This is a genomic window from Nonomuraea aridisoli (assembly GCF_003236395.1).
In the GTDB taxonomy this organism is placed as follows: Bacteria; Actinomycetota; Actinomycetes; order Streptosporangiales; family Streptosporangiaceae; genus Nonomuraea; species Nonomuraea aridisoli.
In genome coordinates, this window is sequence record NZ_POUD01000028.1 from 22,876 (window position 1) to 35,806 (window position 12,931).

The window sequence follows — 12,931 nt, forward strand, 5'->3', positions numbered from 1 at the left end:
CGCCGACGGGCGCGCGGAACCCACGTACGGCGGCCGCTCCGTGACTCAGGGTGACGTTTTTCGGGGAAGTAGCATGTGGGCGAGGGCGAGGCTCCCGATACTGAGTGGGTGACCGCGATGGCGACGATCGAACCGAGCACGAGGCGCAGGTTTCTGCCGAGCGCGCAAGCGTTCACGGTCGACGATCTGCTCGAGCTCCCCGACGACGGGAACCGCTACGAGCTCTTCAACGGGAGCCTACTGGTGAGCCCTTCCCCCACCCCCCTGCACCAGCGCATCATCTACCGGCTGCAGCGGATACTCGATGACGCGATGCCACCGGGGCTGGAGCCCTTGGCGACCGTGAACGTGCGGGTGAGCGACAAGGACTTCTACATCCCCGACCTCGTCGTCGTCCGCGAGGACGAAACGAAGACGGTGGAGCTCATGTTCGCGCCCGGCGACATCCTGCTCGCCGCGGAGGTGGTCAGTCCGAGCACCAAGATGCGCGACGAGATGTTCAAGGTGGAGGCGTACGCGAAGGCGGGCATCCCCTCCTACTGGCGGATCAACCCGGAGGAGGGCCCGGCCCTCTACGTTCACGAGCTGAAGGGCAAGCGGTACGGCGAGCCCGCCGTCTTCAAGGCCGGCGCGGCCGCCGACCTGACCGCCCCCTTCCCGATCAGCTTCGACCCCGCCGATCTCGTCAGCAGCCGCCGGTGACCCGAGGCACCACGCCGCCGCGCCGGCGTGCGCCGTCTCGTCCCGCGTGCGTTTAGGGTGCACGGTGTGGATCAGTTCGGGTACGGGGCCGCGAAGTGAGCGCGACGGCCGGGATCGAGCGCGCCGAGGCCGCTGAGGAGCCGCAGAAGCCGAAGAGACGACGCAGGCGGTGGTTCGCCTGGACGGTCGTCACGTTGCTCGCCGTGTGGGCCGTAACCAGGGTGGGCGGCCTGGAGAGTGGATCGTTCCCCACGCAGCTGATGACCGTCACCCCCTTCGGCGCGGCGCTGGCGGCCCTGACCGCGCTGCTGTCGCTGCTGCGCCGCAACCGGCCGGCCGCGCTCGCCGCCGCGCTGGTGTGCGCGGTGATGGTCGCGGTCGTGGTGCCGCGCACGATCAGCGCGGAGCAGCCGGCGGCGAAGGGCGCCCCGCTGCGGGTGCTGACGATCAACCTGTTCGGCCGCGCCGACGCCGAGGCGGTGGTCGATCACATCCGTACGCACGACGTCGAGGTGTTCAGCGCGCTGGAGCTCACCTACGCCGAGGCCGAGCGGCTGGACGAGGCCGGGCTGAAGGAGCTGCTCCCCTACCGGGTGCTGCAGCCGGAGCTCGACGTGACGGGCGGCGGCATCTACGCGAAATATCCGCTGACGGAGCTGCACGGCCTGTTCACGCCGATCGGCCACAACATGCCGGCGGCGAGGGTGGCGCTGCCCGGGGGCGAGTCGGTCGAGATCGTCGCCGTGCACCCCAACCCGCCGCTCGGCCGCCGGGTGGAGGAGTGGAACACCGTCCTGCGCACCCTGCCCTCGGCCTCGCCGTCGGCGGTGCGGGTGCTGGCCGGCGACTTCAACGCGAGCCTCGACCACCGCGCCTTCCGCGACCTGCTCGACCGCGGCTACGTCGACGCCGCCCGCCAGGTGGGGAAGGGCCTGGTCCCCACCTGGCCGAACTTCGGGCCCATGCGACCGTTCATCTCCATCGACCACGTGCTGGCCGACCGGCGGGTGGCGGTGGAGCGGGTGGAGGTCCTCGACGTGCCCGGCACCGACCACCGCGGCGTCTTCGCCGCCCTGCGGCTGCCCTAGGCTCACCACTCCCCGAGGCGCGCCGGGGTGGTGAGGCGGCGGGCGTGGCCGAGGATGACGGGTTCGCCGGTCAGGCGGAGGTCCGCGCGCAGCGGCGGCTCGTCCGCCGACGGGCCGGCGGCGAGCGTGACCGTGCCGGGCTCGACGACGCGGCGCAGGTCGACGCCGGTGTAGGAGAACGCGTCCGCCGGCACCTCGAACGTCACCGCCCGCGTGCGGCCCGGCTCCAGGGGCACCCGGGCGAAGCCGACGAGCTGCACGGCGGGCCGGGCGACCTGCGCGACCGGGTCGGAGGCGTAGAGCTGGACGACCTCCTCGGCGGGCCGGTCGCCGGCGTTGCGCACCGTCACGGTGACCTCGACGACGCCGTCGGTGGCGCATTCGGCGCGGTCCGTGGCGAGGGCGACGTACTCGACGGGCGCGTACGACAGGCCGTGGCCGAACGCGAACGCCGGGGTCGGGTCGAGCACGGTGATGCCGTCCGCGCGCCGGCCGAGGGGCGGCTGCAGGTACGTGGACGGGTTGATGGCGGGCGAGGCGGGGATCTGGACCGGCAGCCGCCCGGAGGGGTTGACCCGGCCGCTCAGCACCCCCGCCAGTGCCGCGCCGCCCTCCACGCCGGGCAGGAACGCCTGCACGGCCGCGGCCACCCGGTCCTTGTACGCCCCCAGCGCGTACGGCCGCCCGGACACCACGACCAGCACGACCGGCGTGCCGGTCGCCAGGACGGCCTCGACCAGCTCCGGCTGCAGGCCGGGCAGCCGCAGGTCGGCGGCATCGCAGCCCTCGCCCGAGCTGCCGCCGCCGAACAGCCCGGCCCGGTCGCCGACGAACAGCAGCGCCAGGTCCGACTCGGCGGCGAGCGCCGCGGCGGCGGGGATGCCTGAGGCGTCGCCGCCCAGGACGTCGGCTCCGGCCGCGTGGCGCAGCTCCGCCTCGGGGAACTCGGCGGCCAGGCACTCGCCGACGGATCGGATGGGCAGGCCCATGCCGTGCTCGGGGTAGCGGTCGAGCACGTGGTTGGGGAAGGCGTAGCAGCCGAGCAGCGTGCGCGGGTCGCCGGGGCACGGCCCGACGACGGCGATCCTGGCGGTCGTGCCGGGGTCGACGGGCAGCACGCCGGCGGGGTTGTGCAGCAGCACGATGGAACGTTCCGCGACGCTGCGGGCCAGCGCGCGGTTGCGGGGGCCGTCGAGCTCCAGCCGGTCGGCGTCCTCGGGGACGTCGTAGGGGGCGTCGAGGAGGCCCAGCTCGATCTTCTGCCGCAGCACGCGGCGTACGGACTCGTCGAGCAGCGTCTCGTCGATCAGGCCCGCGCGGACCTGCGCCACCAGGTGGTCGCCGTAGGAGACGGTCTCGGGCAGCTCCACGTCGATGCCGGCGCGCAGGGCGACGGCCCCGGCGCCGGCGACGTCCTCGGCCACGCCGTGCATGGACGCCAGGAACGGGATCGCCCAGTAGTCGGACACCACCGTCCCCTCGAACCCCCACTCCTCGCGCAGCAGCCCGCGCAGCAGGTGGGCGCTCGCGCCGACCGGCACGCCGTCGAGGTCGGTGTAGGAGTTCATCACCGAACGGGCGCCGCCCTCGCGCAGGGCCGTCTCGAACGGCGGCAGGATCACGTCGGCCAGCTCCCGGGGCCCGATGCTGACGGGCGCGTGGTTGCGCGCGGCGCGCGAGGCGGCGTACCCGGCGAAGTGCTTGAGCGTGGCGACGATCCCGGCGCCCTCCAGGCCGCGCACGTACGCGGCGCCGAGCTGCCCCACCAGGTACGGGTCCTCGCCCAGCGTCTCCTCGACCCGCCCCCAGCGGTAGTCGCGCACGACGTCGAGCACGGGCGACAGGCCCTGGTGGACGCCGGCGGCGCGCAGGTCGGCGCCGATGGCCGCCGCCATGCGCTCGATCAGCCCGGGGTCGAACGTCGCCGCCCAGGCCAGCGGCGTCGGGTAGGCGGTGGCCCCGTGGGTGGCGAACCCGGTCAGGCACTCCTCGTGGGCGATCGCCGGGATGCCGAGGCGGTTGGCGTCGATCACCAGCCGCTGCAGGGAGCGCAGGCGCTCGGCGCCCTCGGCCGGGGTCACCGGGGCGGTGCCGTAGACGCGGGTGAGGTGGCCGAGCCCGTGGGCCAGCCGGTCCTCCAGCCGTTCCGAGGTCGTGAAGAGGTCCTGCAGCGGGGCGACGCCGCCGGGGTCGCCGGTCTGCACCCAGGCGGATCCGAGCTGGGCGGCCTTCTCCTCGAGCGTCAGCTCGGCCAGCAGGCTCTCCACGCGCTCGCCGACCGTGCGGGAGGTGTCCCGCCAGGCCGCGACGCCCGGCGCGTTGACAGATGTCATGGCTGTCACTTTCGAGAGTTCCATCCCGATCATTACGCCCGGACTGTAAGTGGCCCTCTGCTGCTCGTCAAGAATATTTCGCCATACGTCCGAAAATTTCGGAAACTTCGGCTGAAAGGCCGAGGAAAGCTCCTCGGAAAGGCTGGCTGAGCAGCGGACTCTTGGCGCCGTACCGGATGAAATTTTCAGGAAAGCGCATCAGAAATATCAGCGGTAAGCGGGATGTCACCCGGCCGCCAGGCCGAATGCTTGTTCGAATGTGGCAGTGTCGGCTGTTCCGAGAAGCCCTCACCCAGGAGTCCGTCCATGCCCGTTCACCGGTTCTTATCCGCGCTCACGCTCGCGCTGGTCACCGTCGCCGCACTCGCCCTGACCGCCCTGCCCGCCCGCGCCGGCGGGCCGAACGTGGTGGTCAGGTGGAACCAGGCGCTGCTGCAGGCCGTACGCGGCGGCACGCTCGGCCCGCCCCTCGTCGCCAGGGCGCTCGCGATCGTGCACACCTGCGCCTACGACGCGTGGGCCGCCTACGACGCGGTCGCCTCCGGCACCCGGCTCGGCGGCTCGCTGCGGCGGCCAGCGGCCGAGCACACCGAGGCCGACAAGGCCGAGGCCATCAGCTACGCCGCGCACCTGGCGGCGGTCGACCTCTACCCGGCGCAGCGGGCCGTCTTCGACGCGCTGATGGCCGACCTCGGGTACGACCCCGCCGACGCCTCCGGCGTGCCGGCCGGCGTCGGGGTGACCGCGTGCCGGGCGGTGCTCGACCACCGGCACGCCGACGGCTCCAACCAGCCCGGCGGCTACGCCGACACCACCGGGTACGCGCCGGTCAACGGCCCCGTGGTGGTCGCCGAGCCGACGGCCGGGATCGCCGCGCCCGGCCGCTGGGCGCCGCTGACGTACGCCAACCGGGCCGGCGTCGTGGTGACGCCGCCGTTCATGGCCCCGCACTGGGGAGGGGTGGCCTCCTTCAGCGGCGCCGCGCGCGCCCTCGCCGACCGCGTGCCCGCGCCGTACGCCTACGGCTCCTCCGGGTTCCGCGCGCAGGCCGCCGAGATCGTGTCGGTCACGGCCGCGCTGACCGAGCGGCAGAAGGCGATCGCCGAGTACTGGGCCGACGGGCCGAGCAGCGAGACCCCGCCGGGGCACTGGTGCCTGTTCGCCCAGCAGGTCTCCGCCCGCGACCGGCACGGCGTCGACGAGGACGTGAAGCTGTTCTTCGCGCTGGCGAACGCCGTCATGGACGCCGGGATCGCCTCGTGGGAGGTCAAACGCGACCACGACTCCGCCCGGCCGATCACCGCGATCCGCCATCTGTACCAGGGCCGGCAGATCCCGACCTGGGGCGGCCGGACGGTCGAGGGGGCCGCGTGGGTACCGTACCAGCCGTCGTGGTTCCCGACGCCGCCGTTCGCCGAGTACGTCTCCGGGCACAGCACGTTCAGCGCGGCGGCGGCGGAGGTGCTCAGGCGTTTCACCGGCGCCGACACGTTCGGCGGTCAGGCGGTCGTCGCCCAGGGCTCGTCGCTGGTGGAGCCGGGGGTGACGCCCACGCAGGACGTGACGCTGCGCTGGAGCACGTTCAGCGCGGCCGCCGACGAGGCCGGGCTCTCGCGCCGGTACGGCGGCATCCACTTCCGCGCCGGCGACCTGCAGGGCCGCGCCCTCGGCCGGGCGGTGGGCACGGCGGCCTGGGACCGCGCGAAGAGCCACTGGACCGGCCGCGGCTGACGGCGGGCGCCCGCTCCCCCGTGCCGGGGAGCGGGCGCGTGCGGTCAGGCGAGACTCTCCTCGGCCTGCCGGTTGAGCGTCTCGAGGTCGAACGCGCCCGACTTGACGGCCGCGGTGAACGCCTCCCAGTCGAGGCGCGGCACGTTCAGCACCACGTCCGGGTGGTCCGCGTGCACGAGCTCCACGTGGTCGTTGATCCGCTTCGCCGCGACGCGGCCGGCGTCTTGCGTCATCTGCGGCACTCCTCTCGTTGGTGTGCGGTTGCGGGCAGCCTTCCACCCGGCGGGCGGATCGGCCACCGGCTCTCCCGGGAGTGCGCGGCACAAACCAACCCGAAGGCGACTGTCTGGAGACCCCGGCCGAGGGGGTCAGCCCTTGGAGCCGGTGAAGGCGATGCCGGCGATGAGATGCCGCTGCATGACCGCGAAGAGCACGATCACGGGCAGCGAGGCCACGGCGGCCCCGGCGAACAGGATCGGGAAGTTCGTCTGGAACTGTCCGCGCAGCGAGGCCAGCCCGGCGGAGAGCGTCATCATCTCGGGATCGGTGTTGACCACCAGCGGCCAGAGCAGGCTGCTCCACGACCACATGACCGTCAGCAGCCCCAGCGCGAGCAGCCCCGGCCTGACCAGCGGCAGCATGATGTGCCAGTAGATCTGCAGCGGGTTGGCCCCTTCGAGCTGCGCGGCCTCGTCCAGCTCCCTGGGCAGGGTGAGGAAGAACTGACGGAGCAGGAACGTGCCGAAGGCCCCGAAGACGCCCGGCGCGATCAGCGCCTGCAGCGTGTCGAGCCAGCCGAGGTCCACCATGATCTCGTAGCGCGGGATGAGGAACAGCTCGCCGGGGACCATGAGCACGGCCAGGAAGAGCGTGAAGATGCCGCCCCGGCCGGGAAAGCGCAGCCGGGCGAAGGCGAAGGCGGCCAGCGAGCACAGCAGCAGCAGCCCGGCGGTGACGGCCGCGATGACCACGACCGTGTTGAGGAACTGCCTGGCCAGCGGCACCGTCCGGAAGACCTCGGCGAAGTTCGACCACTGCCACGAGGGCGTGAACTTCGGCGGCACCCGCAGCGAGTCGGGCAGCGTCTGCAGCGCGACCACGATCTGCCAGACGAAGGGCGCGATCATCACCAGCGCGCCCGCGGCCAGCGCCACGTAGGCCGGCCAGGTTCTGGGCCTATTCATAGTGCACCCACTTCTTCTGCAACCTGAACTGGATCGCGGTCAGCACGAGGATCAGGCCGAGCAGCAGGACGGCGATCGCCGCGGCGAGCCCTCGCTGGTTCTGCACGAAGCCCTTCTCGTAGAAGAGGTAGACGATCGTGCGGCTGCCGCTCAGCGCCGGGCTCGTCGTGTCGATCATGAGGTAGACCAGGTCGAAGACCTGCAACGCGTTGATCATCGTGATCACGACGACGAAGAACGTGGTCGGCGTGAGCAGCGGGAGCGTGATGCGGAAGAACTGCCGCAGCCGTCCCGCGCCGTCGATCGCGGCCGCCTCGTAGAAGTGGCGCGGAACGCTCTGCAGCCCCGCCAGGAACAACACGGCGTTGTAGCCGATCGAGCTCCAGATGCCGACGATCGCGATCGCGTAGATGGCGACGTCCGGATCGCCCACCCAGTACGGCCCGTCGATCCCCACGAGGCCGAGGAGATGGTTGATCGCCCCGAAGTCCCCGTTGAACAGGTACCTCCAGGTCAGGCCCACGGCGGCGGGCATGGTGACGACCGGCAGGAAGTACAGCGTCCGGTAGACGCTCAGCCCGCGCAGCCCGGGCACGTTCAGCAGGGCCGCGATGACGATGGACAGCGGCACGCCGGCCAGCACGAGCGCCGCGTAGAGCAGGGTGTTGCCGAGCGCGCCGGCCATCTCCTCGTCGCCGAGCAGGTCGGTGAAGTTGGCCGTCCCCACCCAGGTGTACGCGGCCGCCGTGCTCGCCCTCGCCGACCGGGCCACGGGGGTGCGGCTCAGCCAGGCCGCGTACGACCGGACGACCTTGTGCGGGCCGAGCGAGCATCTGGCGCCGTACGTGTGACGTCAAGGCGGGTCCAAGGTTCGGCGGGGAAAGCGGCGAGGTGCCGCGGAGCGACGCACAAACGACCTGAAAGCCCCGCCATGGGTCGCCGCCGAACCCGCGAACGTGCCGGAGCGGGTCTTCTCCGCGCCGCACGGGCTGACGCTCAGCGTGAAGGAGGTCGGCCCGACGGGACAGCCGGCCGATCTGCAGATCATCACCTTGTTCGACGAGGCCTCCGGGCAGGCGTTCACCGGCTCGATGGTCGTGCTGAGGACCGGCCCGGCCGCCACCGCCTGCCGCACCTGACCCGCCCGCCGGGCACTCGACGCGAGCGGTCGCGAGGGTGCCGGGGGTCCGTCAAGGCCGGGCCGATCGATTGCCTCGTGGCCCATTCCTCGGCAAATGCTCGGTCGGCTCGGGCCTGCCGGAGAACGGCACGGGTAGCCGCGCTGACGCACCCGTCGCCGAGGAGCGGAAGCCATGTTCAACGCCATGCCGGTCGAGGGCATCGTCCCCGACAGCGCCGCCGAGACGCCCGCCGACCTGGTCATTCGCAACGGCCGCGTGCACACCCAGGACCCGGCTCGGCCCGCCGCCGCGGCCCTCGCCGTACGGGAGGGACGGATCGTCGCCGTGGGCGACGACCAGGACATGGCCCCCTTCGTGGGTACGCGGACCAGGATCGTCGACGCGCTCAACCGGCGGATCATCCCCGGGCTCAACGACTCCCACCTCCACGTCATCAGGGGCGGCCTGAACTATCTGCTGGAGCTGCACTGGGACGGCGTCCCGTCGCTGCGCATGGCGCTGTGGATGCTGCGCGAGCAGGCCGGGCGCACCCCGCAGGGCCAGTGGGTCCGGGTGGTGGGCGGCTGGACGGGTGAGCAGTTCGCCGAGCGGCGCCTGCCGACGGTGTCGGAGCTGGACGCCGCCGCGCCCGACACCCCGTCTTCGTCCTGCACCTGTACCAGTCGGCGATCCTCAACCGGGCGGCCGTGCGGGCCATCGGGTTCACCAAGGACAGCGTCCCCCCGCCGGGCGGCCAGATCGTCCGCAACCACGCCGGTGAGCCCACGGGCGTGCTGCTCGCCGCGCCCGCCGCCACGCTCCTGTACGCCGCGCTGGCCAAGGGCCCGAAACTGGCCGAGGACGAGCAGCTCGGCTCGACCCGCCACTTCCTGTACGAGCTCAACCGGTTCGGCCTAGGCGAACCTCGACCGGATCGCCGCGCTGGGCGGGAGCCTGTCGGTGCAGAACCGGATGATGTTCCAGGGCGGCGCGTTCGCCGACCGCTACGGAGCCGCGCAGGCCGCCCGGACCCCGCCGATCCGGCAGATGCTCGGCCGGGGCCTGCTGACGGCCGCCGGCACCGACGCCACCCGCGTCTCCAGCTACAACCCCTGGCTGTCGCTGGAGTGGCTGGTGACCGGCCGCACCATCGGCGGCGCCGAGCTGATGGACCCGCAGTGCCGCGTCGACCGGGAGACGGCGCTGCGCATGTACACCGTGGCCGGCGCCGGCCTCACCGGCGAGGCCGGCGTCAAGGGCGTGCTCAAGGAGGGCTGCTACGCCGACCTCGCGGTGCTCTCCGACGACTTCTTCGCCGTCCCCGAGGACGGCATCTCGCACATCGAGTCGCTGCTGACCGTCGTCGGGGGCCGGATCGTCTACGCCGCGGGCGAGTTCGAGGGGATCGCGCCGCCGCAGCCCGCGATCCAGCCGTCGTGGAGCCCGGTCGCGTTCTTCGGCGGGTACCACCGCACCGCGCCGGGGGTGCGACAGGCCCAGGCGGTGATGGAGGCCGCCGCCGAGTCCGAGGAGCACCGCCAGTGGCGGGCCGTACGGGGCTTCGCGCGGGGCCGTACGACCGAGGACGAGATCTTCGACTCCTGCTTCGTCCTGTGACAGTTCAGAGAGGTCAACCATGGCGAACTTCAGCAAAGCCAAGCCCGATCCCGCGTCGTCGCTGCTCACGCCGCAGGACAGCGTGGTCGTGCTGGTGGACCACCAGCCGCAGATGTTCTTCAGCACGACCAGCGCCGACCGGGGCTCCATCATCAACGCGACCGTGGGCCTGGCCAAGGGCGCCAAGGTCTTCGACGTGCCCGTCGTCCTGACCACGGTCCAGTCGAAGAGCTTCTCCGGGCCGCTGCTGGCCCCGCTGACGGAGCTCTTCCCCGGCGTCGCGCCGATCGACCGGTCCACGATGAACTGCTGGGAGGATCCGCGGGTCGTCGACGCCGTCAAGGCCACCGGCCGCCCGAAGATCGTCATGGCGGGGCTGTGGACCGAGGTCTGCATCGCGCTCGCCTCGCTGTCGGCCGCGGAGCAGGGATACCAGGTGTACGTCCCGACCGACGCGTGCGGGGGCGTGTCGCAGGAGGCGCACGAGAACGCCGTGCGGCGCATGGTCCAGCACGACATCGTGCCGCTCACCTGGCTCACCACGGTGCTGGAGTGGCAGCGCGACTGGAGCCGGACGCGGACGTACGACGCGGTGACGAGGGTGATCGAGGAGCACGCGGGCGCCTACGGGCTCGGCGTCGCGTACGCGCACGCCATGCTCCCGTCGCACGCGACCGCGGCCTGATGAGTCGAGCGTCCGGTTCTGGGGCACCGCCCCGTCACCCGGGCGGCCGACGATGACCGAGGCCGCGGCCGGGTCCGTCTGGCAGCCGCTGCACCTGCGGGTCTTCCGTACGCTGTGGCTGGCCCAGCTGGTCTCCAACGTGAGCAGCTGGATGCAGACCGTCGGCGCGCAGTGGCTCATCACGCAGGAGAGCGGGTCGGCGAGCCTGGTGGCGCTGGTGCAGACGGCGGCCAGCCTGCCGGTGCTGTTGTTCGGCATCCTGACGGGCGCGCTCGCCGACATCGTGGACCGGCGCCGGCTGCTGCTGCTCGCTCAGGCGGTCATGTTCGTCGCGGCGGGCCTGCTGGCGGTCCTGACGGCGCTGGGGCGGATGAACGCCTCCGGGGTGCTGTTGCTGACGTTCCTGCTCGGGTGCGGCAACGCGCTCATGACGCCGGCCTGGCAGGCCATCCAGCCTGATCTGGTGCCGCGCGAGCAGATCCCCAACGCCGCGAGCCTCAACGGCGTCAACATGAACCTCTCGCGGGCGGTCGGCCCGGCGGTCGGCGGCCTGGTCGTGGCGCTCGCGGGACCGGCCGCGGCGTTCGCGGTCAACGCGCTGTCCTTCCTGGTCACCTCGGCCGCGCTGGTCGCCTGGCGGTACCGGGCCGACGTGGGGCCGCTGGGGGCCGAGCGGGTCCTGCCGGCGCTGCGGGCGGGTAACCGCTACGTGCGTCACGCCCCGCGGGTGCGCCGGGTGCTGGCCCGTACCCTGCTGTTCGTCCCGGCCGGGGCGGCGTTGTGGGCGCTGCTGCCCGTCGTCGCGGACCGGCGGCTGGGGCTCGGCCCCGGCGGTTACGGGCTGCTGCTCGGCGCGGTGGGCGCGGGCGCCGTCGCGGGGGCGATGCTGCTGTCGTACGTGCGCGGTCACTGGTCGAGCAACACCGCGCTCACGGGCGGCGGGGTGCTGTTCGCGGCGGTCATGGCGGTGCTGGCCGTGACCCCGTCGCCGTGGCTCGCGGGGGCGGTGCTGGTCCTGGCCGGCGTGGCGTGGATCGCCGTGTTGTCCACGCTGAACGCGCAGATGCAGGTCACGACGTCGGGCTGGGTACGCGCCCGCGCCCTGGCCGTCCACCTGACGATCTTCTCCGGAGGCATGGCGATCGGCGCGGCCGTGTGGGGCGCGCTCGCCGACGGCCTCGGCCTCGGGCCCGCCCTGCTGCTGGCCGCGGCGCTCACGGCGGCCGGCTCCCTCGTCGCCTGGCGCGGTCTCGGCATCCCCGACACCCGGCTCGACCGCTCGCTGTCGGTCCACTGGCCCGCGCCCGCCATGGTGCTGGAGCCCGGCGGGGAGGACGGGCCGGTGCTCGTCACCGTCGAATACCGGGTGCCGCGCGAGCGGGCCGCGGAGTTCGTCGCGGCGATGCGGGACTTCGGGCTCTCCCGGCTGCGCACCGGTGCGCTGCACTGGGATCTGTACCGGTCCGGCGCCGACCCCGACGTCTACCTGGAGACCTTCGTGGTGGCCTCGTGGGAGGAGCACCTGCGCCAGCACTCCACCCGGCTCACCGGGTCGGACCGGGCGATCGAGGAACGGGCGCGTGCCCTGGTGGCGGAGCCGTTCCGGGTCTCCCACTACCTGCCCGCACGCTTTTAAGCGAGAAGTAAGCGCGGGGGCGTAGCGTCCGTCGGCGACAAAAGGGACCAAGGGACACCAAGGGACACAGTTCGGAGGACAGGTCATCCGTGTCAGCGCCGCCGCAAACGCCCGCCCCGTCAGCACGACCTCGGGAGGCCGCGGCCGTCGACGGCATTCCCGCCGTGACGATCGCGCCCGGACGGGGCGAGCCGCGGATCCGCGTCTCCGTCTCGCCGCACCTGACGGTCCTAGCGATGATCCCGGACGCGCTGGCGGGCCGCCGCCGGGGACTGCCGGAGCCCTGGCGGCGTACGCTCGGCGCTCGGGTCGGCCGGCCCGGTCACGAGGCCCCGCGCCCGCTCGCCTGCTCTGCCGTCGCGCCCGGCACCCTCGTGCCCGTCGCGCCCACGGCCGGTGACGTCTCGGTCGAGGACCAGCTCAGCGCCCTGCGCGACGCCCCGCCCGAGACCCTGACCCGGGATCTGGAACGCGCCTTCGGCCCCGGCACGCCCCCGCCGGAGTGGCGCCGGGCCGCCGAACGCCCCGGCCGGTGGCTGCACGACTACGCCGCCGCCCTCGCCGACGCCTGGGAGGCGGCCGAGCTGGCCGGGAAGGACGCGCTGGTCGTCGGGCTGGACGAGCCGGACGCCGGGTGGATCGCCTACCCGGTGCCGGGCGCGGGCTCGCTCTGGCGCGAATCGCCCGGACCTCCCGGGCGGAGGAATTGCTCGCTTTGTTCCCGACCCGGTGATCGGCCTCTGAGCTGCGGCGACGGACGAGGAGCCGAAAAGTTTCCGACGTGAGAACGATCAATGATGATTCGATGATGCCGCGGCCCGGCGCTCCCCGGAT

General features: G+C 72.9%; 13 protein-coding genes and 1 pseudogene. 10 read left to right on the forward strand and 4 right to left on the reverse strand.

The features are described 5' to 3' along the window. Positions 1 to 117: 117 nt before the first annotated feature. Together C1J01_RS09935 and C1J01_RS09940 are read left to right on the forward strand one after the other, a co-directional pair. Entirely contained in the window at positions 118 to 702 is a 585-nt protein-coding gene (locus C1J01_RS09935) for a Uma2 family endonuclease (protein WP_111178380.1), read from the forward strand. A 95-nt stretch (positions 703 to 797) separates the two neighbouring features. Then, on the forward strand, positions 798 to 1,790 hold the full coding sequence (locus C1J01_RS09940; RefSeq protein WP_111178382.1) for an endonuclease/exonuclease/phosphatase family protein: 993 nt from the start codon (positions 798 to 800) through the stop codon (positions 1,788 to 1,790). Positions 1,791 to 1,792: 2 nt separating this feature from the next. Here C1J01_RS09940 and C1J01_RS09945 read toward each other — a convergent pair whose 3' ends face one another. After that, positions 1,793 to 4,123 (reverse strand): beta-glucosidase family protein, encoded by a 2,331-nt coding sequence (locus tag C1J01_RS09945; protein WP_111178385.1) that lies wholly within the window; start codon positions 4,121 to 4,123, stop codon positions 1,793 to 1,795. 306 nt (positions 4,124 to 4,429) lie between these two features. On the opposite strand from C1J01_RS09945, the gene C1J01_RS09950 reads away from it, so the two are divergent. Further along, the gene (locus C1J01_RS09950) at positions 4,430 to 5,854 is read left to right on the forward strand and encodes a vanadium-dependent haloperoxidase (protein WP_111178388.1); all 1,425 of its coding nucleotides are present in this window, start codon (positions 4,430 to 4,432) and stop codon (positions 5,852 to 5,854) included. Positions 5,855 to 5,898: 44 nt separating this feature from the next. Here C1J01_RS09950 and C1J01_RS09955 read toward each other — a convergent pair whose 3' ends face one another. The 3 genes from C1J01_RS09955 to C1J01_RS09965 form a co-directional block, all read right to left on the reverse strand. Further along, complete coding sequence (locus C1J01_RS09955; protein WP_111178390.1) at positions 5,899 to 6,087, reverse strand: hypothetical protein; 189 nt, start codon at positions 6,085 to 6,087, stop codon at positions 5,899 to 5,901. Between the two features lie 135 nt (positions 6,088 to 6,222). Beyond that, the gene (locus C1J01_RS09960; RefSeq protein WP_111178393.1) at positions 6,223 to 7,038 is read right to left on the reverse strand and encodes a carbohydrate ABC transporter permease; all 816 of its coding nucleotides are present in this window, start codon (positions 7,036 to 7,038) and stop codon (positions 6,223 to 6,225) included. Beyond that, positions 7,031 to 7,765 carry a carbohydrate ABC transporter permease gene (locus C1J01_RS09965; protein WP_235854354.1) on the reverse strand — a complete coding sequence of 245 codons (735 nt, stop codon included), beginning with the start codon at positions 7,763 to 7,765 and terminating at the stop codon, positions 7,031 to 7,033. The genes C1J01_RS09960 and C1J01_RS09965 overlap by 8 nt, the downstream gene beginning before the upstream one ends. Between C1J01_RS09965 and C1J01_RS49705 the strand changes: the two genes are divergently transcribed. The 7 genes and pseudogenes from C1J01_RS49705 (at position 7,746) to C1J01_RS09990 (ending at position 12,882) form a co-directional block, all read left to right on the forward strand. Continuing rightward, positions 7,746 to 7,889 (forward strand): hypothetical protein, encoded by a 144-nt coding sequence (locus C1J01_RS49705; protein WP_181448671.1) that lies wholly within the window; start codon positions 7,746 to 7,748, stop codon positions 7,887 to 7,889. The two genes, C1J01_RS09965 and C1J01_RS49705, sit on opposite strands and share 20 nt — an antisense overlap. Before the next feature lie 105 nt (positions 7,890 to 7,994). Beyond that, positions 7,995 to 8,177: a hypothetical protein gene (locus C1J01_RS09970; protein ID WP_111178396.1), complete on the forward strand. Its 183-nt coding sequence runs from the start codon at positions 7,995 to 7,997 to the stop codon at positions 8,175 to 8,177. Positions 8,178 to 8,522: 345 nt separating this feature from the next. Continuing rightward, positions 8,523 to 9,016, forward strand: a pseudogene (locus C1J01_RS51185) (amidohydrolase family protein); the annotation flags it as partial. Between the two features lie 76 nt (positions 9,017 to 9,092). Further along, positions 9,093 to 9,776, forward strand: a complete 684-nt coding sequence (locus C1J01_RS51190; RefSeq protein ID WP_268958634.1) for an amidohydrolase family protein — start codon at positions 9,093 to 9,095, stop codon at positions 9,774 to 9,776. Between the two features lie 19 nt (positions 9,777 to 9,795). Beyond that, the gene (locus tag C1J01_RS09980) at positions 9,796 to 10,461 is read left to right on the forward strand and encodes a hydrolase (protein ID WP_111178399.1); all 666 of its coding nucleotides are present in this window, start codon (positions 9,796 to 9,798) and stop codon (positions 10,459 to 10,461) included. A gap of 52 nt (positions 10,462 to 10,513) precedes the next feature. Continuing rightward, complete coding sequence (locus C1J01_RS09985; protein ID WP_111178402.1) at positions 10,514 to 12,097, forward strand: MFS transporter; 1,584 nt, start codon at positions 10,514 to 10,516, stop codon at positions 12,095 to 12,097. Between the two features lie 164 nt (positions 12,098 to 12,261). Beyond that, positions 12,262 to 12,882, forward strand: coding sequence for a hypothetical protein (locus tag C1J01_RS09990; protein WP_111178404.1), 621 nt, complete (start codon positions 12,262 to 12,264; stop codon positions 12,880 to 12,882). Positions 12,883 to 12,931: the final 49 nt, after the last annotated feature.